This is a genomic window from Amycolatopsis sp. NPDC104863, assembly GCF_055582965.1.
The window spans coordinates 862,988-883,026 of sequence record NZ_JBVJOW010000002.1; the positions used below are offsets into that span (position 1 = coordinate 862,988).

At 66.5% G+C, this 20,039-nt stretch carries 28 protein-coding genes; 20 read left to right on the forward strand and 8 right to left on the reverse strand.

Annotated elements, in window-relative coordinates; all coding sequences use genetic code 11:
• The first annotated feature begins 95 nt into the window (after positions 1-95).
• Both ACZ63J_RS13720 and ACZ63J_RS13725 read left to right on the forward strand, forming a co-directional pair.
• On the forward strand, positions 96-461 hold the full coding sequence (locus ACZ63J_RS13720; protein WP_465313820.1) for a hypothetical protein: 366 nt from the start codon (positions 96-98) through the stop codon (positions 459-461).
• A gap of 22 nt (positions 462-483) precedes the next feature.
• Entirely contained in the window at positions 484-855 is a 372-nt protein-coding gene (locus ACZ63J_RS13725; protein WP_395921846.1) for a hypothetical protein, read from the forward strand.
• Here ACZ63J_RS13725 and ACZ63J_RS13730 read toward each other — a convergent pair.
• A complete protein-coding gene (locus ACZ63J_RS13730; protein ID WP_465400760.1) occupies positions 845-2,755 on the reverse strand; it encodes an ArnT family glycosyltransferase in 1,911 nt (636 codons plus the stop codon). The genes ACZ63J_RS13725 and ACZ63J_RS13730 overlap by 11 nt on opposite strands.
• Before the next feature lie 268 nt (positions 2,756-3,023).
• Between ACZ63J_RS13730 and ACZ63J_RS13735 the strand changes: the two genes are divergently transcribed.
• Entirely contained in the window at positions 3,024-3,740 is a 717-nt protein-coding gene (locus tag ACZ63J_RS13735; protein WP_465400761.1) for a S1 family peptidase, read from the forward strand.
• A 47-nt stretch (positions 3,741-3,787) separates the two neighbouring features.
• Here the strand turns inward: ACZ63J_RS13735 and ACZ63J_RS13740 are convergent, their stop codons facing one another.
• The 6 genes from ACZ63J_RS13740 to ACZ63J_RS13765 form a co-directional block, all read right to left on the reverse strand.
• Entirely contained in the window at positions 3,788-4,300 is a 513-nt protein-coding gene (locus ACZ63J_RS13740; RefSeq protein ID WP_465400762.1) for a SixA phosphatase family protein, read from the reverse strand.
• Between the two features lie 386 nt (positions 4,301-4,686).
• Positions 4,687-5,124 carry a hypothetical protein gene (locus tag ACZ63J_RS13745; RefSeq protein ID WP_465400763.1) on the reverse strand — a complete coding sequence of 146 codons (438 nt, stop codon included), beginning with the start codon at positions 5,122-5,124 and terminating at the stop codon, positions 4,687-4,689.
• Positions 5,125-5,149: 25 nt separating this feature from the next.
• Positions 5,150-5,572 carry a helix-turn-helix domain-containing protein gene (locus ACZ63J_RS13750; protein ID WP_465400764.1) on the reverse strand — a complete coding sequence of 141 codons (423 nt, stop codon included), beginning with the start codon at positions 5,570-5,572 and terminating at the stop codon, positions 5,150-5,152.
• A gap of 74 nt (positions 5,573-5,646) precedes the next feature.
• On the reverse strand, positions 5,647-5,997 hold the full coding sequence (locus ACZ63J_RS13755; protein WP_465400765.1) for a type II toxin-antitoxin system RelE/ParE family toxin: 351 nt from the start codon (positions 5,995-5,997) through the stop codon (positions 5,647-5,649).
• A gap of 553 nt (positions 5,998-6,550) precedes the next feature.
• Positions 6,551-7,345, reverse strand: coding sequence for a hypothetical protein (locus tag ACZ63J_RS13760; protein WP_465400766.1), 795 nt, complete (start codon positions 7,343-7,345; stop codon positions 6,551-6,553).
• A 4-nt stretch (positions 7,346-7,349) separates the two neighbouring features.
• Positions 7,350-8,177, reverse strand: coding sequence for a hypothetical protein (locus ACZ63J_RS13765; protein WP_465400767.1), 828 nt, complete (start codon positions 8,175-8,177; stop codon positions 7,350-7,352).
• Positions 8,178-8,319: 142 nt separating this feature from the next.
• On the opposite strand from ACZ63J_RS13765, the gene ACZ63J_RS13770 reads away from it, so the two are divergent.
• From ACZ63J_RS13770 to ACZ63J_RS13850, 17 genes are all read left to right on the forward strand, one after another.
• Positions 8,320-8,661, forward strand: coding sequence for a hypothetical protein (locus ACZ63J_RS13770; RefSeq protein ID WP_465400768.1), 342 nt, complete (start codon positions 8,320-8,322; stop codon positions 8,659-8,661).
• 471 nt (positions 8,662-9,132) lie between these two features.
• Entirely contained in the window at positions 9,133-9,273 is a 141-nt protein-coding gene (locus tag ACZ63J_RS13775) for a hypothetical protein (protein ID WP_465400769.1), read from the forward strand.
• Positions 9,270-9,665, forward strand: coding sequence for a hypothetical protein (locus tag ACZ63J_RS13780; RefSeq protein ID WP_465400770.1), 396 nt, complete (start codon positions 9,270-9,272; stop codon positions 9,663-9,665). The genes ACZ63J_RS13775 and ACZ63J_RS13780 overlap by 4 nt, the downstream gene beginning before the upstream one ends.
• Entirely contained in the window at positions 9,665-9,940 is a 276-nt protein-coding gene (locus ACZ63J_RS13785; RefSeq protein ID WP_465400771.1) for a hypothetical protein, read from the forward strand. Before ACZ63J_RS13780 ends, ACZ63J_RS13785 begins: the two co-directional genes overlap by 1 nt.
• A gap of 48 nt (positions 9,941-9,988) precedes the next feature.
• A complete protein-coding gene (locus ACZ63J_RS13790; RefSeq protein ID WP_465400772.1) occupies positions 9,989-10,204 on the forward strand; it encodes a hypothetical protein in 216 nt (71 codons plus the stop codon).
• 130 nt (positions 10,205-10,334) lie between these two features.
• The gene (locus ACZ63J_RS13795) at positions 10,335-11,789 is read left to right on the forward strand and encodes a type IV secretory system conjugative DNA transfer family protein (RefSeq protein WP_465400773.1); all 1,455 of its coding nucleotides are present in this window, start codon (positions 10,335-10,337) and stop codon (positions 11,787-11,789) included.
• A 22-nt stretch (positions 11,790-11,811) separates the two neighbouring features.
• Complete coding sequence (locus ACZ63J_RS13800; protein ID WP_465400774.1) at positions 11,812-12,231, forward strand: hypothetical protein; 420 nt, start codon at positions 11,812-11,814, stop codon at positions 12,229-12,231.
• On the forward strand, positions 12,228-12,461 hold the full coding sequence (locus ACZ63J_RS13805; protein WP_465400775.1) for a hypothetical protein: 234 nt from the start codon (positions 12,228-12,230) through the stop codon (positions 12,459-12,461). Before ACZ63J_RS13800 ends, ACZ63J_RS13805 begins: the two co-directional genes overlap by 4 nt.
• 5 nt (positions 12,462-12,466) lie before the next feature.
• Positions 12,467-12,781 carry a hypothetical protein gene (locus tag ACZ63J_RS13810; protein WP_465400776.1) on the forward strand — a complete coding sequence of 105 codons (315 nt, stop codon included), beginning with the start codon at positions 12,467-12,469 and terminating at the stop codon, positions 12,779-12,781.
• Positions 12,778-12,996, forward strand: coding sequence for a hypothetical protein (locus tag ACZ63J_RS13815; protein WP_465400777.1), 219 nt, complete (start codon positions 12,778-12,780; stop codon positions 12,994-12,996). The genes ACZ63J_RS13810 and ACZ63J_RS13815 overlap by 4 nt, the downstream gene beginning before the upstream one ends.
• A 108-nt stretch (positions 12,997-13,104) precedes the next feature.
• Complete coding sequence (locus ACZ63J_RS13820; RefSeq protein WP_465400778.1) at positions 13,105-13,758, forward strand: DUF2637 domain-containing protein; 654 nt, start codon at positions 13,105-13,107, stop codon at positions 13,756-13,758.
• A 93-nt stretch (positions 13,759-13,851) separates the two neighbouring features.
• Complete coding sequence (locus tag ACZ63J_RS13825) at positions 13,852-15,207, forward strand: replication initiator (protein ID WP_465400779.1); 1,356 nt, start codon at positions 13,852-13,854, stop codon at positions 15,205-15,207.
• Positions 15,204-15,380: a helix-turn-helix transcriptional regulator gene (locus tag ACZ63J_RS13830; protein ID WP_465400780.1), complete on the forward strand. Its 177-nt coding sequence runs from the start codon at positions 15,204-15,206 to the stop codon at positions 15,378-15,380. Before ACZ63J_RS13825 ends, ACZ63J_RS13830 begins: the two co-directional genes overlap by 4 nt.
• Complete coding sequence (locus ACZ63J_RS13835; protein ID WP_465400781.1) at positions 15,380-16,567, forward strand: tyrosine-type recombinase/integrase; 1,188 nt, start codon at positions 15,380-15,382, stop codon at positions 16,565-16,567. Before ACZ63J_RS13830 ends, ACZ63J_RS13835 begins: the two co-directional genes overlap by 1 nt.
• An 816-nt stretch (positions 16,568-17,383) precedes the next feature.
• Entirely contained in the window at positions 17,384-18,160 is a 777-nt protein-coding gene (locus ACZ63J_RS13840) for a TIGR04255 family protein (RefSeq protein ID WP_465400782.1), read from the forward strand.
• Complete coding sequence (locus ACZ63J_RS13845; RefSeq protein WP_465400783.1) at positions 18,157-18,561, forward strand: hypothetical protein; 405 nt, start codon at positions 18,157-18,159, stop codon at positions 18,559-18,561. The genes ACZ63J_RS13840 and ACZ63J_RS13845 overlap by 4 nt, the downstream gene beginning before the upstream one ends.
• Positions 18,561-19,169: a hypothetical protein gene (locus ACZ63J_RS13850; RefSeq protein ID WP_465400784.1), complete on the forward strand. Its 609-nt coding sequence runs from the start codon at positions 18,561-18,563 to the stop codon at positions 19,167-19,169. The genes ACZ63J_RS13845 and ACZ63J_RS13850 overlap by 1 nt, the downstream gene beginning before the upstream one ends.
• On the opposite strand, the gene ACZ63J_RS13855 is transcribed toward ACZ63J_RS13850, so the two are convergent.
• On the reverse strand, positions 19,166-19,978 hold the full coding sequence (locus tag ACZ63J_RS13855) for a GntR family transcriptional regulator (RefSeq protein ID WP_465400785.1): 813 nt from the start codon (positions 19,976-19,978) through the stop codon (positions 19,166-19,168). The two genes, ACZ63J_RS13850 and ACZ63J_RS13855, sit on opposite strands and share 4 nt — an antisense overlap.
• Positions 19,979-20,039: the final 61 nt, after the last annotated feature.

The following is a 20,039-nucleotide window of genomic DNA, read 5'->3' on the forward strand; positions in this document are numbered from 1 at the left end:
TCGTCGTGGCGCACACCACGCCCGCGGCACGCGGCGAACGGCCCCACCGGTACTACGGAGTAAGTTGGCGGCCGGCGGACCGGAAGGAGGAACGGGTGGTCTTCGGATTCGCCGTGACGGTCGCCGTGGCGGCCACGCTCGTCGCGCTGTGGAGCTTCGTCCAGTCGGCTCGCAACCGGCTGCCCGACAACCCGCTCCTGGTCGCGCTCGCGGTCCTCGAACTGCTGCTGGTCGCCCAGCTCGTGGTCGGGATCGTGCTGCTCGCCGGCGGTGACCGCCCCGGCAGCCTGGCGACCTACCTGGCCTACCTGATCGGCAGCCTGGTCGTGCTGCCGGTCGGCGCGGCCTGGGCGCTGGCCGAGCGGAGCCGGTCGAGCACGGCGGTGCTCGGCATCGCCTGCCTGGCCATCCCGGTGATGGTGCTGCGACTGAACGAGGTGTGGAGTGGAGCAACAGCGTAGGACGGCCAGCGGGCCCGGACGGGTGCTCGTCGCCGTGTACGCGATCTTCGCGCTGGCGGCGACGTCGCGGGCGGGCGTCCAGATCGGCACGAAGTTCCACGAAGCCCCGCTGGCCTACCTGCTCTCGGCGTTCGCCGCGGTCGTCTACATCGTCGCGACGATCGCGCTGGCCCGCCGTGGTGACGGCTGGTGGCGCGTCGCTTTGACCGCCTGCTCGATCGAGCTGCTGGGCGTGCTGACCATCGGCACGCTGAGCCTCGTCGACGCGGCCGCGTTCCGGCACCCGACCGTCTGGTCGGTCTACGGCGAGGGTTACCTGTTCATCCCGCTGGTGCTGCCGGTCGTCGGCCTGTACTGGCTGCGCCGGACGGCCCCGGCCAAGGTCACGGCCTGACCCCGGCGCAGTCGAACAGCACCCCGGCCGTGGCGGCGTCCGGGCCGATCCGCGCCGGGGGCACCGGACGGCAGTGCTTCGCCTCCCAGGCGATCCGCCGGACGAGCTCACCGGCGTCGACCACGGTCTGCGAAGCCGAGCCGCTGCCACGGATCTCGAGGAACACCCGCGGCAACAGCACGAAGCGCAGCTTCCCGGCCGAAACCCATTGCGGCAGGTCAGCGGCGGACGGCGCCGGGTCGAAACCGAGGTAACCGCCGAGCGGCGCGACGCGGGCGTCGGTGTTCAGCAGGAACGGGTCCGCGCCGTACGTGCCGCCCTCGACACCAAGGACAACACCCGCGGACGGCGCCTGCGCTTCGGCGTAGTCGAGGACCTCCCGCTGGCCCGCGCTCAGCCGGTACGCACTCTCGATGAACCGGATGTATCCGGCTTCGGCGCCCTCGCCGGTGTTGACGCCGACAACAGTGCGCAACGCGGCCGTCGACGGCGGCCCGGCGCCCGGGTCGGCCGTCTCCAGCACGCTGACCGGCCGCACCGCGGTGTCGACGACGAAGGCCGCGGGACCGGCGACGATGGCGGCCAGGCCGGCCGCGACCGTCGCGGCCCGGGCTCGCACCAGCGCCGCGACGACGGCGAGCAGGGCCAGCGCGAGCACGGCGTAGCGCAGCCACGGCGCCCAATCCGGCGTCCGGTCGAGGAGGACATACGCGAACACCGCCGTCCCGGCGACCGCGGCCGGCAGCACGAACCTGGCCGGTCCCTCCGAGCGGAACCACCGCCACGCCGTGACCAGCCCCGCGGCGGCGAGCGCGGCGATGGCCGGGGCGAGCTCGGCGGTGTAGTACGCGTGGAAGACACCACCGGTGAACGAGAAGACCACGGCGCCGACGACCAGCCAGCCGCCCCACAGCACCCAGCCCGCCTTCGTCCCCGGCGCGGCGCCGCGAGCCCGGCACGCGGCGACGACCAAGGAGACCAACGCGAGCGGCAGCAGCCACGCGATCTGCCCGCCGACCTCGGCGTCGAACAGCCGCAGCGGGCCCGGTCCGCCGCCGAGCGCCGCGCCGACCGTCGCGGCGTAACCGCCGCCGACCCCGGTCGAGCCGCCGACCAGGCGCGTCAGGCCGTTGTAACCGAAGGCGAGCTGCCAGACCGAGCCGTCCGTGGTGCTGCCGACGAACGGTTTCGCCCCCGGCCAGAGGCTCACGACGACCGGCCAGGCCAGCGACGCAGCGAGCGTCACACCACCGGCCAGCCCGATCCGGTCGAGCCGCCGGCCGCGCGAGCCGGGCGCCGCGACGAAGTACGCCAGCGCCAGGCCCGGCAGCACGATCCACGCGGCGAGCATCTTCGTGAGAAACCCGAGCCCGACGAACACGCCGGCCCACACCAGCCACCGCACTCCGGTGTCGTCGACCGCCCGGGTGACGCAGTAAGCGGCGAGCAGCAGCAGGAGCACCAGCAGCGCGTCCGGCAGGTTGTCGCGGTTGACCGCCGCGGTGATCGGCGTCAGCGCGAACAGCGCGGCGGCGAGCAGTGCGGTCCGCGGGCCCGCCCAGCGGCGCACGACCCGGTGCAGCACGAACACCGCGGCGACACCCTCGACGACCTGGACCAGCGCGATCGCCCACGGGTGGAAGCCGAACACGGCGACGCCGAGCGTCTGCGTCCAGAACGCGAGCGGCGGTTTGTCGACCGTGACGACGCCCGCCGGGTCGAAGCCCGCGAAGAAGAACGCCGAGACGTCACGGGACATCGAGTGGACGGCGGAGACGTAGTACGGCTGCAGTGGCCGGCTGCCCAGCGCCCATCCCCACAGCACCGCGGCCACAGCCAGGACCACCCCCACCGCGATCCGCTCGCCCCGCCCGGTCCGCACCTCGGCCGTCACCGTCATGGCTCCCCCTCCGGTTCCCGCCGAAAACGCTAGGGCGGCGCGACGCCGGAGTCCTCAAGCCCCGGATCGATCCCGGCGCGAGGGCCTCCACCCGTGGGTTGAGCGCGGAACAGTACGGGGTACTGCACGTAGCCCGTTCGGGGAAATAAATACGGACGCGACCGGACTTTCGTCGGTTCCGGACATTCCCTGCGAACTCGGACACTTTCGGAGTTCGGTCCCCACCGGCTTTCCCCCGTGCGGGTTCCCCGCGCGAAAAGGAGTCAGCGTGAAATTCGGCAAGTTCGTCCTGCTGGCCGCGAGCACCGCACTGGCCGTCGTCGGCCTCGGCGGCCCCGCGGCGGCCGAGAGCGTCCCGCAGGCCCAGCCGTCGATCATCGGCGGCAGCACCGCGTCGAGCGGGCCCTGGGCGGCGCGGCTGTTCGTGAACGGCCAGCAGAACTGCACCGCGACGATCATCGCGCCGCAGTACATCCTGACCGCGAAGCACTGCGTGAGCAGCTCCGGCACCTACACGTTCCGGATCGGCAGCCTGGACCAGTCCAGCGGCGGCACGATGGCCACCGGATCGACGATCACCCGCTACAACGGCTCCGCCGACCTGGCGATCGTCAAGCTCACGACTTCGGTGAACGCGACCTACTCCCCGCTCGGCAGCGTCGGCGACGTCTCGGTCGGCCAGAACGTCTCGGTCTACGGCTGGGGCGCGACCAGCCAGTGCGGCTCGGAGATCAACTGCCAGTCGCGGTACCTGAAGGTCGCGACGGTCCGGGTCAACTCGATCGGCTGCAGCGACTACACGGGCGGCACGGCGGTGTGCGCGAACCGCGTCAACGGCATCACGGCCGGCGGCGACTCGGGCGGCCCGATGTTCGCCTCCGGCCGCCAGGTCGGCGTGGCGTCGACCAGCGACCGTTCGAACAACACGGCGTACACGAACATCACGCGTTATCGCAGCTGGATTTCCCAGGTGGCCGGGGTCTGATTCCCGGAAAAGGGGGCTCGGCCGGTTCCGGTCGGGCCCCTTTGCCATTAGCCGTCCGCCAGGTCGCGAGGCCGGAAGAAAGCGACGAGCTTCGCGCTGGAGAGCGCGACCCAACTGTCGGTGGTGGCGAGCACGGCCGCCGCGCCGGTCGGGAACTTGGCCTGGACCAGCCGGGTGTCCTCGCCGTGGCCGGCCAGGTGCAGGGTCAGATCGCTGACCCCGGGCTCATGCCCGACAAGCGCAAGCGCCGTGACTTCCGGCGGCGTCCGGCGGGCGGCGTTCAGGAACTCGTCGACGTCGCCGCCGTAGAGGTCTTCGTCGAACTCGACGGGTGGCTGCGCGGGAAGTGCTTCGCTGACGAGCTGCCAGGTCTCCCGCGTGCGACGAGCGGTGGAGCAGACGGCAAACCCGGGGACACGCCCGTTTTCGACAAGCCACCGGCCGAGCTTGGGAGCATCCCGAACGCCCCGCGGCGCGAGGGGGCGTTCGTGGTCGGGGAGGTCGTCCGACCAGTCCGACTTGGCGTGGCGGAGAACGATGAGCCACCTGGTCGCGTCCATGCCCGCCACCCTAACGACGCCCGGCACCGGCCGGGCTTTGAGTGGGCCGCCTGGGGCTCGAACCCAGAACCTACGGTTCTGCCGTCAGGCAATTGCGTCCTCAGTGAACACCGGCCGTCGCCTGCCTTTATCTGCAAGTTTAACAATTGCAAATTTGCGTAGTTTGCTGACACCTGCCGTCGATGATCATTGAATTCCGGGAGTAAACCGGCCGGATGATCTTCTCTCCGAGCACGGCCGGCCTTCTTCGCCCCCTACCATCCCGTCAGCCAACAGGACCGACGGAGCACAACACCACTGCCGCGGCGAGCACTGAGCTGATCTTGTCAACTCACGGGTACGAGGTAGCCAGGTGTGGACCACACGGGCTCCAGAAGTGAAAGGACTCAGGCCCGAACACTCCCCGGCGATGCGTTCTCTACGGGAAGGTCGTCGGCAAATTCGACATCCTTCATATGCAAGAGGCCTAGCACGTGCGGCTCAACTCCCACGCGCCTAGTGGCGTCCGCAATTGCTTCTCTCGCAAAGGGAAACAGCGTAGATAGAGCGACTTCCTTAACGAACCGATTCACCAACTGGTGCGAGTATCGAACACCTTCTGGTTTTTTAAAAAACACTGCTATATCGGCTCGTACCTCAACTTCACTTGAGGTCAGTTCAGTTGTTGTTCGCACACCCAGGGTTTCACTTTTCACCTGTACGCGAATTCGCATATCGACAGGGCGATCCTCAGATTCATCGACCTCCTTGAGCTTGAAGCCGTCGCGAGCACGCGCACTTATCTCATAACAACGAACACTCGTCAGGTCGACCTCTTCCAGCATTCTAGGAAAATCGTCAACCAAATCTTCAGGCACTGCGCGTCTCGCCCCCCTCGTCCCACTTGATTACTCGTAAACGGCGATTATCAGATCGAGCCTGATGCACTGTCACGGGCGAGGTGGTACTACGCGCGCGAACATGCGCAGCCTCTTCCCAGCCCTGGCTGACCGGCGCGGCCACGGCCATCAGGCGGAGCGAGGCACCGACCGCACGCGCGTAACGCTGGAGCGTAGTCACATGTGGATCTGTCGAAGTGCGCTCAAGATCAGAAACAGCCGACTGCGTGGTCCCCATCCTCTTGGCCACCTCAGCCTGACTGATGTTGTTGTCCTTACGGAGCTGATACATACAGCGCATGAAGTTAGCGAGGTTGACATCGTCTTCACGTGCCGCACCGACCTCAGGGGCGTCCGGATCGATGCCGAGGAGTCTGAGCAAGTCGCCGGCCATGTCATCCTCTTCCACTTGTCGATGCCCACATTGTGTATCGGCGCAGACCGATATCGCAACAGGCGTGCGTATCGTTACATCCTGACATCCCAGTCAGCGAGACGCTTGCGCGCCTTCTTGATCGCTCGGGGTATCTTCCGATCCTTCTTCTGGGCGAAGTGCAAGGCCAGTAGGACGAGGCCTCCGTCACGCTTGGTGAAGAAGAGGCGCCACTCGTTGTGCTGAACACTGAGCCTGGCTTCGTACAGGCCGTCCCCGAGGTACTTGACGTCGCGCGGCAGGGTGTTCCCGGTTCGTATGCGCTCCTGAAGGGCGTCCAACTTCGTCACAAGGGTCACGTCATGCCCCAGCTCCGACGCAATCTCCTCCAGAACAATGTCTCCGCCACCCGGCGTGGTGTAGTACGCCCACTCGGGCTCTTGCACGCTGCCTCCATGCCGCAGTTCAGTGGCCGAGGCCGTAACCCTACGTTACGAGGTATGCCAGGGGAACACGCCAAAACGGTGAAGCCGGGCGTGCACGCAAGTTGACCGCAACCTGTCCTTTTTTTGTCAAGAAGTGGGGGGCCTTGCGGCATCTCGTCGACCTGGCGCAGCCCAATCACGTCACGTCAAGGGGGCCTACACCCACCCAACCGCAGCATTCCGCGGGTCCGCCCCCTTGACGTGACGTGATAGCCCTCGGGGAGGTCGATGAGATGCCGTTTGGCCGCACACGGACCGCAAGCTCCGCACCCGGCCGGCCATCTCGGAGACCTGCCTGTCCGGCGAGGACATCTCTTGTTCCGGTCAATGTGGCGGTCCCCGCCGGCGGGTGGTCGCTGGGCTGCTTTTCCGCGGGCGACCGCCGGGGACCGGGCGCCAGCCCGCACGCCCCGGCGGGGCTTGCCCGCGGGTCAAACACAGTGCTCAGCGGCCCCGGAGGGGCCGCCTTGAACAAGTAAGGAAACTCTGAACACGTGATCGCTGCCCGTGGTCCTCAGCCGTCGAACCGGACCACAGCGATCGTCTTGTCATCGTGGCGCTTGGCGCGCGGAAACCGCCGCCCGTCGGGGTCGACTTCATCCTCCCAGCGGTGCAGGCGATCGAGCAGTCCGGCGAGGTCTGCCGACGTCCAGGTGGCGAACCGGTCCCACTCCCCCGGTTCGGCCACCTCGATCGCTTCGTAGGCACCGTCCGTTGCCAGGATCACCCACGGCAGCGAGGCGATCGGCACCGTTCGCACAACCGCTTCGCGTGCGGCACTCGGATCGGCTTCGGCGATCCAGTATCCACCCTCCTGGTTCCGACGATCAGCTTGTTGATCTTGCAGTAACCGCAGTATCGCCTTGTGCTCATCGTCGTAACCGCCGCCTGCGGCCAGGCGACTTCGGTACCGAGTTCGTGGCTCAAGTTCGAGGCTGTCCAAGCGAGTGTCAGTGATTTCACCTGCGGGGCTGACTACGAGGTTGTCGCCCAGGACGAGCATGTCGGCGACCTCGCCACGGCGGCGCAAGATGGCAACGGTGCTGGACGGCGAGTTGCCGGGCCGAAGATCAAGCTCCTTCGCAGTCTGCGCAATGGCGCACCCGAGCGCTGACACGAGATCGGCGGTTGGCTGCTCAGCAAGAAGATCTCGCAGGGTGACACCAAGCGTCTCCGAGTAGACCGCGGCCGGGACAGGCACCGGCTTGAAGGCCGACGCGCCGTCAAGCACGATCACCGCTTCGTCAGTGTCGAAGATGCGATCGTCGCTCTGCTCGGCTCCTGGGCGTTGAGCCCTCGCTAGCTTCACGTGATCACCACTTGAACGGGCCGGCAGCAAGTTCGGCGCCGGTGATCGTCAGTCCTTCGTAGGCCGCTCGCACGACGAACGAGCAACCGTCCGTGCCTGCGTCGGCGAAGATCTCGCCGAGGTGGCCGGTCAGGAAGTGAGTCGCCCCGAGCGAGCCGATCCCGTGAATACCGGCAATGTGGACGATGACGCGTTCACCAGTCACGTGCCGGCCGACGTAGGCGATGTCACCGCGTTGGCCGTTGGGCTCGTCCGAAGGTGAGCCATACCGGTCCCCCGTCGCTTCATGCTCGATCCACCAGCGGCCATCAGCTTCGATCATGCTCAAGGCGGGGTCCGCAGCAAGAAGTGCAGCGCCGACAGGTGCAGACTTTGGCCCGCACACGACGACCGCGTCGCCGGCGGGAGCCGCTTCGAGGTCGGGCTCGATCTGGAACCGGCTTACGGCCAACGAGAGGTTCCCGAGCAGGAGTTCGAGCTGCTCGCCCGTCTGCGCGTCCTCAGCAGCGATCAGCGGCCGCTCCCGGTCAGTCGTCTGGTATCGGTACGGCACGCCGATGCTGACCGGCCCGACTCCGAAGAACGCGCGCTCAGGTCGTGGCGCAGTGTTCCGGATCTGCGTAACCCTGCCTTTGGTGATTCCGAACGCGGCAGCGATCTCGGTGTAGCTCATGCCGAGCCGCTGGTGGGCCTCCTCGATCGACGCCTTACGTAGGCGGGCAAGTTCTGTTGCACGCTGCTGATAGGCCGTGAGCAGGGAAGATGCGCGCTTGCCGCGTCGGATCGGGTCGGGATCCCGCCGGACACTTTCGAACTCGTCTTCGCTCGCCACGAGCAAGAGTTTAGACCCCCTTGACAGCCTTGGCGAGGGAGGCGTACGTTGATGTTTACCCCCACTAAACGACAACCAACGCCAGAGTTCGCCCCAGGTGTTTAGGGGGGATATACACCCAGGGCGGGCGGATCGGATCGCCATGAAGAACATCCCGGTGAACCTGTCGGGCTACCGCCTCACCGTCTCGGAGGACCCCGAGATGAAGATGCGCAAGGAGAACGGCGTCGAGACCGTGGTCACCGACCGCGACGGCGTCGCCAAGTACACCGTCGCGCTGATGGTGAAGGCCAAGGGCCAGAAGGGCGAGGAGATCCGCGTGACGCTGGACTCCGACCCTGGCGAGGGCTTCTCCGAGGACGAGATGACCCGGGTCGAGCTGATCGACCCGCGGGTGACGCCGTACTCGTTCAAGAACGAGCGGGGCGAGACCGTCTCGGGTGTCGCCTGGGGCGCCGCCGGCATGAAGCCGCTCGCCGCCTGATCACCACCCGCTAGTACCACCTCCGCCCGTTCGGGCACGGAATTCCCTGTTCATTGACAAATACATAGTGAGCCCAACCATGCCCAAATCACGCCTGTCACGGCTACGCGACGGTGATTTCCGGCCCCATTTCGCCGGAATTCGCCGGGCATATCCGTCCCAGACGAATCGAGGCAACCCCATGGACGAGGACGAGTTCTACGCGGCCCAGCTCAGCGCCTGGCCGTGGCTCCACCTGGCCGATTGACCAGCACGAACACCCTCTCCGGCGGGCGCGACCCGCCCCTGAACGATGGAGCACACAGCATGAACGTTTCCCGGATCGACGGCCTGTCCTCCTACGACCCGCACGGCCCGAAGAGGAGGAAGTAATGGGCAATCACGTCTGCTCCGCCAACTTCTGGCTCTCCCCCACCCGAATCGCGACCTGCAACGTCTGCGGTCGCCAGTGGCAAATGTGAGGTGAATCGAATGTCGAATGTCGCCACCCTGACCTTTTACCCGCTGTGGCTGACCCTTGTCGGCTGCCTCGCCCTCGCGGCCCCCGCCGCCGCGGCCGCGGCACTGCTGCTCGGACTGCTCGCCGTCCTGCTCACCCGGACCGCCCGGTGACCGCCGCACCGCTGGACCTGTTCGGCAACGAGCTGACCGCCACCGTCCCGGTCGAGACCGGCCGGCCGCCGGTGAACGACATGAACCTGATCGAAAAGGTGCTCCAGGTTGCCGAGAACACCGGCTACGCCCTCGTCGGCTCCGCGGAACGGGTCTACCGCATCGTCGCCGACGCCACGATCGAGGCCGCCCCCGCCGACGAGACCGACGCCGTCCACCAGCTCCTCGACTCGAGGTGGCTGACGAAAGGAGGAACCCACACCTACACCTGCCACGGGCACGCCGGCCCCGGCAACTCGGTCCTCGTGCCCCGCGCCACGAAGAACAAGGCCCGCACCTGGCGCGCCCTCGCCGGCCGCCCGACCACCACCCACCAGCGAAAGGTGAGCTGATGCCCTCCCAGACGATCAACAACCACAACAAGGCCAAGTACACCGAGTACGAATTCGCCCTCGACCAGGTCCGCGTGGCCTTCGACGAGATCGGCAAGCTCGCCCGCGGCCTCAACGACGGCGGCAAGACCGGCGACCGGTTCAAAGGCTGGCAGGTCCCGAGCAAGACCGAGGTCAAGGCCATCGTCACCGCCGCCTCCGGCGCGCTGGACGAGTTGCGCGCCGCGGCCACCAAGCGCAAGTCCGAGCTGATCTCCCGCGGTTGGCGCGTCTGACCACCACGCCCGACCCCACTTGACCGGCACCCAACGAAGGAGACCCGCGTGAGCACCAACCAGATCGACGCCAAGATCACCGAACTGGACAAGGCGATGAAGAAACTGCGCGAGGCCATGAAGGCACTGCCCAACCGGCTCGGCGGCTTCAACAAGCAACACACCGCCGCCGCCCGCAAGGTCGCCACCATGATCACCACAGTGGAGGCCGCCCGCCCGCTGTTCGACCCGGACCGCCGCCGGCCGAAGGCCCGCCGCCGCTAACCCGGGAAGAACGAGCACCACCTGAACACCGAGTGACACCGCACCTGGACGTTGTTGGGCCGTGGCCCCCACCGTCCAGACGTGCTGAGGGCCACGGCCTGGGACGTCCCCGAACCTGGAGACCAACCCCATGGCACGCAAGAACAAGACCACCACCCCGACCCGCCCGGGCGCGCACAAGACCCGCCCCGAAGCCAAGATCGCGTTGTGGCTGGCCCGCCACCCGGTCACCGTCACCACCACCGCCGCGGTCAGCGCAAGCCTGATCGAGCTGGGACCGGTGGTCACCGGCGGCATCGGTGGCGGACTGCTCGCCCTGGGCGCCGGCTGGTACCGCGCGCACCCGAACTCGTTCTGCCGGGTCGCCTCGCCGCGGATCCGGGCGGTGCGCCGCCGCTGGACCCGCTACGTCGGCCGCTCCTGGCGTGACGCGCTCGACCACTGCAACCTGACCGTCCAGGACCGCCGCACCGGCGAACTGCTCGTTCCGCGGCTGGCCAAGGTCGAGTCCCCCACGCCCTCGATCGACGTCCTGCGCGTGGTGATCCGCAAGGGCCAGTCCTTGACCACCTTCCGCAACGCCCAGGAAGAACTCGCGTCCGCGCTCGGGGCCGACGTGATCGCGATCGAGAAGGCCAAGCCCCGGGTCTTGACCGTCACGCTCGTGCACGGCAACCCGTTCGCCGACGTCGTCGCGCCGGCGGAGATCCCCTCCGATGTCGACGAGGTCGACCTGACCGCGATCGAACTGGGGGACGACGAGTACGGCCGGGTCTGGACCGAACCCCTGCTCGGACAGCACTGGCTCATCGCCGGCGCGACCGGCTCGGGCAAGGGGTCTCTGTTGTGGAACCCGCTGCGGGCGATGGGACCGGCCATCCGCGAACGCCTGGTGCGGATCTGGGTGATCGACCCCAAGGGCGGCATGGAGACCGAACGCGGGAAGCCGCTGTTCTACCGCTACGCCACTTCCGCCGACGAGGACACCGAGTACGACACCGACGGCGACGGCCCCGAGGACGTCGACGCGATGCTCGCGCTGCTGTACGAGTTCCGCGACGAGATGAAGGCACGACAGGAACTGCTGCGCGAGCAGGGCAAGCGCAAGTTCACCGTCTCGACCGCAACCCCGTTCGACGTCCTAGTGATCGACGAACTCGCGATGCTCACCGCCCTCGGTGGCCGCCGCGCCACGCTCATGGCGGTCAACAAGGTCCTGGCCGAGATCCTCACCCAGGGCCGCGCCCCCGGGTCCGCGGTGATGGCGTTCGTCCAGGAACCCACCAAGGACATCGTGCCGGTGCGGGACCTGTTCACCCGCCGGTTCTGCCTGCGCGTCGGCTCGTCCTACTACGTCGACGCGGTGCTCGGGGACGGCGCCCGCGACCGCGGCGGCCTGGCGGACGAGATCCCCGAGACCGGGTGCGAAGGCGTCGGCTACCGCACTTCGGAGAAGTCCCGCCAGCCGATCCGGGTCCGCGCCGGCTACAGCGACGACGAGGACATCGACGAGCTCGTCGCCCTGTGCACCCCGCGCCCGCTCGACGACCACGACGGCCCCGTCCTCTACGCCGTCTCCGCCTGAACCATCCGGAAAGGACTTGATCATGACTGCTGAACTCGTCTCGCTGACCGGGGTCGCCAAGCTCGCCGCGGTCGCCGTCGCGTTCGTCCGCGACACCCCCGCCCCCGAGCCTTGTCACCTCGCCCTCAGGCCCGGCACACACACGGTCGACATCCAGCCCAGCGTCACCCATGCCGACCCGGTCGCCGTCCTCGGGGCGCTGCTGGTGTGGACGCACCGCCTCACCGGCGTCACCGGCGACTGGTGGCGCACCTCCGGCGAGGACCTGCACATCACCCTTACCGGCCGCGGTCCGTCCGGCGTCCACTTCGTCGTCTACAGCTCGATCCCCTACCAGGTCGCGCGCCGCCACGTCGCCCTCGCCGCCGGCGTCCGCGAATCCGTCACCCCGGACGAGCTGTACCGGCTCGCCCTCGAACTCCGCAAAGGACAGGCCGCATGATCACGCTCAAGTTCCTCGGGACCTGGCTCAAGATCACCGGCCTGGCGGTCCTCACGTTCATCCTGGCCGTCGTCTTGGTGCACTCGCCGGGATGGCGGACCGTCGCGACGATCGTCATCGTGCTGGTCTACCTCGGACTCACCGGCGCCCTGTGGCGGGAATGGACCGCGTTCCGCCGCGGGGACGGGGGTTACTCCTACCAGTACATCCGCTACGGGCGCGACGAGTGACCACGATGGACACTCCCACACCGATCCCGGCCCCGGATGCCGACGTCTGGCACACCGCGGTGTCCACCTTGGAAGACGGGCTCGGGATCTACCCGCTCGGCTCGCTGGACGGGGTCCGGTTCTGCCGGGCCACCGTGGACAACACCGCGGTGTCCGGCACCGCCACCGACGTCCTTGTGCGCATCACCCGCACCATCCCCGGCCGGGGCCTCCAGTCCTGGGAGATCTCTATGCCGCCGGCCTTCGCCCGCTACCTCGCCGCGGCACTCGACGCTCACGCCCGCTACATCCAGACCGCACCGGAAGGAACACCGCAATGACCCGCTCCGAGTCTCCCATCGACACGCTCAAGCGACTTCAGGACGAGTTCGACGACGCGAACCGGTCGGTGATCAGCGAGACCGGTGGCCGCAACCGCAAGGCCCTGATCCAGCTCGGTGACGTCGCCGCGCAGATGGTCCGCATTCACGAGTCCGAGGGCGTCCGGCTGCGGCAGGTCTCGAACCGTGCCTACGAGCTGGGCTACGGCAAGTAGCCCGTACCGGTGCGTCCGGAGTCCTCGTGACGCTCCGCCGGCCGAGATCTCCGCCGTGCCACACGCGCCCGCGTGTTCATCCACCACTCCAGAAAGGACGCCCCGCCCATGACCATCGACAAGCTCACCGCGGCCCTGCGCGTGCTGATCACCGTGGCACTCGGTGGCATCGGCGGGGCCGCCGGTTTCACCCACACCCACGACTGGGCCATCCACCACGGACAAGTGGGCTGGCTCGCCTGGGCCGACGCCGTGGTGATCGAATGCCTCGCCATCGTCGCCGGCTTCGAAGTCGCCCGCGACCACCACCGCGGCACCACCCGCCGGATCACCTTCCCCCTCGTCGTGCTCGTCGCGGCGCTCGGAGTCCAGATGGCCGCCCAGGTCGCCCTCGCCGAACTGAGCCCCGCCGGCTGGCTCGTGGCCGCGATGCCCGCCCTCGGGTTCCTCGTGGTCGTCAAGCTCCTCATGCGCCGCACCCTCGAACCCGCCACGGCGCCGGCACCGTCCCCGAAACCGGCTACGGCCACCCCGGAACCGACCGCCACGGCTCGCCCGGCCCTCCCGCGAGGGAAGGTGCTCGGGAAGCTCCCTACCGGCATCCGCGAGACCGTCACCGCCACCACCGCCGACGCCCACGCGGCCGGCCGCCAGGTCACCGCCGACGACCTGTCCACCCGCGTCGCCCTCCCCGACGCCATGCTCACCGCCCTCGTCGACGAGCTGAACGCCACCGTCAACCACCACCCGGTCACCACCTGATCGGATCCGCACGACACCGCACCTTGGCCGGGCACGCTGCCCGACCACCGGTGGCATGCCCGGCCTCCCAGTGCCCGCACGAAAGAGGCCAGCATGATCACCGAGTACGACGGGTCCTCACTGGCTACCCGCATCACCACCCACCTCGCCCGACCCGACATCCGCGCCGTCCGCGCCCGCGCCGAAGCCACCGGCGGATGCCTCCAGCCCGTCCACCTCACCGGACACCGCACCATCACCGACCGCGCCACCGGCCGGATCCTCGATCGCACCGCCGGTGTGGTCTACGCCCCGTGCGGCAACCGCCGCGAGACCGTCTGTCCCGCCTGCTCCGACCGCTACGCCGCCGACGCCTTTCACCTCATCCGCGCCGGCATGACCGGCGGCAAGACCATCCCCGAGGACGTTGCCGACAAGCCGCGGCTGTTCGTCACCCTCACCGCTCCGAGCTTCGGCCCCGTCCACTCCCGCCGGACCACTCGCGGCGGGCGCCGCATCCCGTGCGCGTGCGGGGAGCACCACCACGAGGCAGACACCCGCGTCGGGACCGCACTGAACCCCGAGACCTACGACTACCGCGGCGCGGTGCTCTGGCAAGGTCACGCCGGGGACCTGTGGCACGCTTTCACCGTCCGCCTGCGCCGCGAGATCGCCACCGCCGCCGGCTACCGCGGCCAGGACTTCCCCGCCCTCGCTCGGCTGTCCTACGCCAAGGTCGCCGAATACCAGCGCCGCGGCCTCATCCACTTCCACGCGGTCATCCGCCTGGACGGCCCCGACGGCGCCGACGACCCCGCACCCGGGTGGGCCGACAACCGGCTCCTCGAGCACGCCGTCCGGGCCGCCGCCACGCACACCCGCGTCACCCGCACCCTGACCATCGACGGCGCCACCACCGAGCACGCCTTCACCTGGGGCGAACAGGTCGACGTCCGCCCCATCCGCCCCGCCCACGCCGCGGCGGTCGAAGAGGACGGCGAGATCTCCGACCGGGCACTCGCCGGCTACATCGCCAAGTACGCCACTAAGGGCACGTCCACCAGCGAAGTCCCCGACCGGCCGGTCCGCTCCGAACTCGCCATCGCGGCCCTGGACGTCCACCCGCACCATCGGCGGATGATCACGACCGCGTGGGACCTCGGAGCCAACGAGGGCCTTGGCTACCTGCGGAAATGGGCGCACATGCTCGGGTTCCGCGGCCACTTCCTGACCAAGTCCCAGCGCTACTCGATCACCTTCACGACGCTGCGCGGGGACCGCCGCACCCATCAGCACCTCGCGACGCTCGAAGCCGCCGGCACCCACCCGGACGCGGTGCTCGTAGTCAACCACTGGTCCTACACCGGCAACGGCTACCGACACCACGAAGAACGCGAGATCGCCGAAGCCATATACGAAGGAAAACGACTGCAACGCAAGGAAAAACTCACCACGGAGGTACAGCAATGAGCGCACGCCTGATGTCCATTGAGGACCTGTCCGACCACATCGGAGTTCCGATCAACACCCTGTACAAGTGGCGCACCAAGGGCTACGGCCCCGCCGGGCGCCGGATCGGCAAGTACGTCCGCTACCGCCCCGAGGACGTCGATGCCTGGATCGAAGCGCAAGGGACAGCCTGATGGGCCGCCCGCCCCTGCCGATCGGCACCCACGGCAAGATCCGGACGACCGAGGAGTCCGCGGGGAGCTTCCGCGCCCGGTGCCTCTACCGCGACTTCGACGGCAAGACCTACGAGGTTGCCCGGTTCAGCTCGACCGCCACGAAAGCGGAGATCCGGTTGAAGGAAGCCATTCGCGACTGGGTGGCTCCTGTGGACGCGAGGCAGGAAATCACCTCGGAGACGCGGGTGACCGAGGTCGGGCGGAAGTGGCTTCTCGAACTCGAAAAAGATGCCGAGAAGGACTACAAGAGCTGGGGCACCATCGACACCTACCGGAACCGGTTCGAGACGATCGTCGTTCCGGCCGTCGGTGAACTGCGGATGCGAGAGGTCGACAACCCGAAGGTGGGCGTTCCGGCGTTCGACCGCCTGTGCCGGCGCGTCCGCGACGAGTCCAGCATCAGCTCAGCGAAGACCGTGCGCGCCATCCTGTCCGGGCTCTCCACGTTCGCCGTCCGCCACGGCGCCCTGGACGCGAACCCCGTACGGGAGATCGGTCGTCTGGAGAGCAAGAAGGCCAAGCACCAGAGGATGAAGCCACGCGCACTGACCGCCGACCAGGCCATCGACCTCCTGGGCAAGCTGGATACCGACGAGGTGGCGATTGCGGACGACCTGCCGGACTTGGCACGCTTGTTCCTCGCCACGGGCGAACGGACCGGCGAAGGGCTCGCGGCGCACTGGCCGGACTTCGACGAGGAGCGCCAGTTGCTGGCCATGGCCGGGAACGTCATCCGTGCGAAGGGCCGCGGCAAGGTCCTCAACCGCGGTAAGACCCTGAACGCGGACCGCGATATCCCGTTACCGGACTGGTGCGTTGCGATGCTGGTTCAGCGTCGGGCGACCGCGAAGAATCTCGACGGACCGATCTTCCCCAGCAGTACGGGCACGGTCCGCGAAGCGTCCAACGTGCGCAACCGCGCGTGGCGCCCCTTTGTGGCTCGTGCCGGCTACGAATGGGTGACCTTCCGGACCTTCCGCAAGACGGTCGCCACCCTGCTCGACGAGGCCGGCCTGACCGCTCGCCAGATCGCAGACATCCTCGGGCACGCACACCCGTCGATGACTCAGGACGTGTACATGGGCCGCGGCACGGGTCAGCCGTCGCGGTGCGGACGCCCTGGGATCAGCCTTGAAGCCGGGTGAGTAAACCGGGCGTATTCCGGCCGGATGATCTTGGTTCAACTGGACGCATGCCGTTGACCTGGGCGTTTGGTGGGCCGCCTGGGGCTCGAACCCAGAACCTACGGAGAATAAGCCCAGGTCAGCGGCTAGTTCTCGTCATCTGTCAATACCAGTCTGCATGAACATCCGCGCCAAACGATCATGGTCGGTCGCTGGTTCTCGTCGTTCTGCATCGTTTCCCGGGGGAAAACCGGGGAGATGATCATGCTCTCTTCGCGGCTCTTGCTACCAGCTCGCGCGTACCTACTGTACCGCCCACAGCTCCCCCGCCATCCCGATACGAAGCCAGCACGCGGCCGGTGGCGTCGGGTCAAGGCACGCTTCCCAGCCTTGACGCGGCGCTACCGGCCGTTGTCACGATCAAGCTTCGGGATGGTGCTTACCTCCGAACGGGCGTAACACGGTGGCAACTGACGGCGACCCGGGTTGTACGACTCATCGGCGAGGGAGGGCTCGACGTTGACTGGATGGCTCAGATGCGCCGTCGGCGGGCGGCGCTGCGCAACCGCACCGAAGGCGGCCGCGCCGCCCGGCCGGTCGGCAGAGCGGAGCGGAGCCGGCCGTGCCGGGCACGGGCGTGGCCGCCAACGGGAGCAGCTACACCAGGTGACCGGCGCGCCGCCCGGCGGCGCGCCCTTGATCCCATAGAGCCAAGTTCGGCAGCACTTCGCCGTAAGTACGAAGCGTCAGCATGCGTCACTCAGTCGAGAGCACTGGAGAAGCAGGCTACTGTGCGAGACACTCGATATGCAGACTAGCCGAGTTGGCGGAGAACGGATGGCACCGATGGATGGCATGCGGCGCGTGTACGACAAGCCTCCAATCCAAGAGGCGTTATGCCATTTCACGTTCTCCGAACCTTTGAACTGGAACATGGCGACACCCGGCTTGATATACCAGCAGATCCGCGATCAATACCCTGAACCACCCGAGCAGCAAGAACAGCTTCAAGCCACCGTTGGCGTCGTCTCAAAAGAGGACGAGACCGCCGGATTTACCTTAAACCGAGGACCGGTTCGCGCAGTATTCAAAGATTCGACCGGCAATCGCCTCTTGCTTCTGGATTCAAAATCTTTTAGCGTTAATTCTTTGAATTATTATGAAGGCTGGGAATCACTATCTGCCAGGGCGACAGATATCTGTGATGCTTTGAGCAACTCGGATCTAGTGCAACCAGTTAGGCGAGTCGCGATACGCTACGTTAATCGTATTGTCATACCGCTACGCGATCAAGAGATTGACCTACAGGACTACTTCAACATTCCTCTCAACTCATTTCAGTCGGAGAAGTCGGCAATATCGGCATTTATTATCCGAACGGAGTCAGCGCTGCTCAGCAGGGACGCAACTGCAATCACAACATTCGGCTCCGTCAAGGATGATGACGAGAAAGAGTCCGGGGCCAGCTTCCTTTTGGATCTTGAAGTCTATCGCGAGAATCGCCCTGGCTGGACACTTTCAGACGCGCTCCTGGTAGCAAACGAACTCAAGATGGTTGAGAACACCGAGTTCGAGACTCTGATCACGCCATTGACTCGGAGGCTATTCAAATGACAAAGCTTTCGCGACTTGGTGTCGTAAAAATCGCACCCTACGCTTTGTCAATTGCAGGAGCCGTTCCCGCAATTGTCGGCGCGTCACCGGCAATAGCAGTGGTCCCAGTTCGCCCAGTCGAACCGCAGCGCGTATCGCACGCCCTATCGATCGCTGACGCACTATATAAGCCCTCAACGAGCAGCTCGATCTTATTCAATGAGACCGAGGCCGGCGAGCGCTTCTCCGGAACCGTCCTTGTGTACGTGCATAACGATTCATACGAAGACGAATACGAAGAAGTTGCAGACCTCGTCTTTCGCAACGCATCAGATTGGAAAGAAGCCCACGCAGAAGTATCGTACGGCAACGAGAGATCCACCATCTCAATCGAGCCGTCAGACCAGGACTGGGAGGTCTGATGGAAGCCGCGAAGCTCTGGTACAGCGTCGTTAATGGTCGCAATCTTGATCCAGTTGACCAGCTTGAGCAAGGGGATATCCTTCGCGACTACCAACTTGCACGAGTGGAAGAAGTGCTCAGACCTGAAGCCAACGAGACTACAGTCAAGGTAAAAGTACTCAAAACTGACATTATCGTTCTCACCCAGTCGTGCGATATTCCGAAGATTTCACAACAGTCCATCCTCGTCGCAGAACTGAACACATATGACCACCTGGCGGAGATGAATTCCGACGTCCGGGGCGACAAGTGGCGAAAGAAGCTCATTGAAGGACTAATAACTGGCTTGTTTCTGCTGCATGAACACCCCGAAAGGCCGGAGTTTCCGTGGTCTATCGCAAGCTTCAGGGATCTTCACGTTTTACAGAAGTCGGACGTTCTCAATTTTGCCGCGTCCGATCACGACCGACTCCGTCTTAATTCTCCCTACAAAGAATACCTAAGCCAAGGCTATGCGCGATTCATGATGAGAGTCGGCTTGCCTGCGGGCGCGACACTTTTCGAGCGCTATAAGCCTAACCCGGCGCAACTGCAAGGACCAAACTCAGCGGCTGCGGCGAGCGCTTAGCGAATTTCCATTACATACCGGAGTTCGTAGCGATCCGCTGGAAAAAGGATGTCAGCAGTCTCGACAGCAAGATCATCCTCCGCACCGAATCGATCGGCCACACGGAACGTCTGCGTAATCTGCACGACCGGCCGATTCGCCGGAATATCAAGAAGCTTGGCCTCTTCGGCGGTCGGCGTGCGAATGTCGAGGCGTTCTTCGACTTGGTTGACTTCGTGCCCGATGGCTGAGAACCGGTCGACGATGCCCCTGTCTGCATGCGGCCCCTTATGCGGCAGCTCGATGTCCGTCCCACCGGTGATGGCCAAGGGCTCCCAAGCCAGGCTGCTTGTGACCGGCTGCGGCGGGTTCCCCATCCGGATGAAGTAGCGAGTGCAGGTCACTGGGTCACCCTCGTTGATGCCCAGCCGCTCGGCGATGTTGGCCGGCGCCGTCGTCTTGGTCGTCTTGTGCTCGACCTGCATCTCGACGTTCGCAGCCTCGGCCTCGCGCACGTACGTGCGGGCCTCCTGACCTCGGAAGTAGCGCAGCGGCGCGATCCGGGTCAGCTTGTCCAGGCGGCGGACGAACACGCCCTTGCCCCGGATGCCGTTCGCGAAGCCCCACTCCCGCAGCAGGCGCATCGCGGCGCGCGCGGTGATCGGTGAGACGTCATGGATCTCGCAGAGCTGAGCCTCGCTCGGCAGCTTCTCGCCGTCCTGCAGCTCGCCGCTGATGATGCGGGCCCTGTACTCCTTGGCGATCTGCTTGTAGCGGGGCTCGTCGTTGTCCGGAAACTCCGGGTGGTCGCCGAACAGCAGCTCTGACATGTCTCCTCCTGGTCGTCGGCGGTCATCGTCTCATGAACCTCGTATGTTGACAGCTTCACAT

Bases quoted from the DNA above. Each gene is read 5' to 3' on its own strand.
- ACZ63J_RS13730 (WP_465400760.1), bottom strand. From the start codon at position 2,755: ATGACGGTGACGGCCGAGGTGCGGACCGGGCGGGGCGAGCGGATCGCG.
- ACZ63J_RS13740 (WP_465400762.1), bottom strand. From the start codon at position 4,300: ATGGACGCGACCAGGTGGCTCATCGTTCTCCGCCACGCCAAGTCGGAC.
- ACZ63J_RS13745 (WP_465400763.1), bottom strand. From the start codon at position 5,124: ATGCTGGAAGAGGTCGACCTGACGAGTGTTCGTTGTTATGAGATAAGT.
- ACZ63J_RS13750 (WP_465400764.1), bottom strand. From the start codon at position 5,572: ATGGCCGGCGACTTGCTCAGACTCCTCGGCATCGATCCGGACGCCCCT.
- ACZ63J_RS13770 (WP_465400768.1), top strand. From the start codon at position 8,320: ATGAAGAACATCCCGGTGAACCTGTCGGGCTACCGCCTCACCGTCTCG.
- ACZ63J_RS13775 (WP_465400769.1), top strand. From the start codon at position 9,133: ATGTCGAATGTCGCCACCCTGACCTTTTACCCGCTGTGGCTGACCCTT.
- ACZ63J_RS13785 (WP_465400771.1), top strand. From the start codon at position 9,665: ATGCCCTCCCAGACGATCAACAACCACAACAAGGCCAAGTACACCGAG.
- ACZ63J_RS13795 (WP_465400773.1), top strand. From the start codon at position 10,335: ATGGCACGCAAGAACAAGACCACCACCCCGACCCGCCCGGGCGCGCAC.
- ACZ63J_RS13800 (WP_465400774.1), top strand. From the start codon at position 11,812: ATGACTGCTGAACTCGTCTCGCTGACCGGGGTCGCCAAGCTCGCCGCG.
- ACZ63J_RS13805 (WP_465400775.1), top strand. From the start codon at position 12,228: ATGATCACGCTCAAGTTCCTCGGGACCTGGCTCAAGATCACCGGCCTG.
- ACZ63J_RS13810 (WP_465400776.1), top strand. From the start codon at position 12,467: ATGGACACTCCCACACCGATCCCGGCCCCGGATGCCGACGTCTGGCAC.
- ACZ63J_RS13815 (WP_465400777.1), top strand. From the start codon at position 12,778: ATGACCCGCTCCGAGTCTCCCATCGACACGCTCAAGCGACTTCAGGAC.
- ACZ63J_RS13820 (WP_465400778.1), top strand. From the start codon at position 13,105: ATGACCATCGACAAGCTCACCGCGGCCCTGCGCGTGCTGATCACCGTG.
- ACZ63J_RS13825 (WP_465400779.1), top strand. From the start codon at position 13,852: ATGATCACCGAGTACGACGGGTCCTCACTGGCTACCCGCATCACCACC.
- ACZ63J_RS13830 (WP_465400780.1), top strand. From the start codon at position 15,204: ATGAGCGCACGCCTGATGTCCATTGAGGACCTGTCCGACCACATCGGA.
- ACZ63J_RS13835 (WP_465400781.1), top strand. From the start codon at position 15,380: ATGGGCCGCCCGCCCCTGCCGATCGGCACCCACGGCAAGATCCGGACG.
- ACZ63J_RS13840 (WP_465400782.1), top strand. From the start codon at position 17,384: ATGGCACCGATGGATGGCATGCGGCGCGTGTACGACAAGCCTCCAATC.
- ACZ63J_RS13845 (WP_465400783.1), top strand. From the start codon at position 18,157: ATGACAAAGCTTTCGCGACTTGGTGTCGTAAAAATCGCACCCTACGCT.
- ACZ63J_RS13850 (WP_465400784.1), top strand. From the start codon at position 18,561: ATGGAAGCCGCGAAGCTCTGGTACAGCGTCGTTAATGGTCGCAATCTT.
- ACZ63J_RS13855 (WP_465400785.1), bottom strand. From the start codon at position 19,978: ATGTCAGAGCTGCTGTTCGGCGACCACCCGGAGTTTCCGGACAACGAC.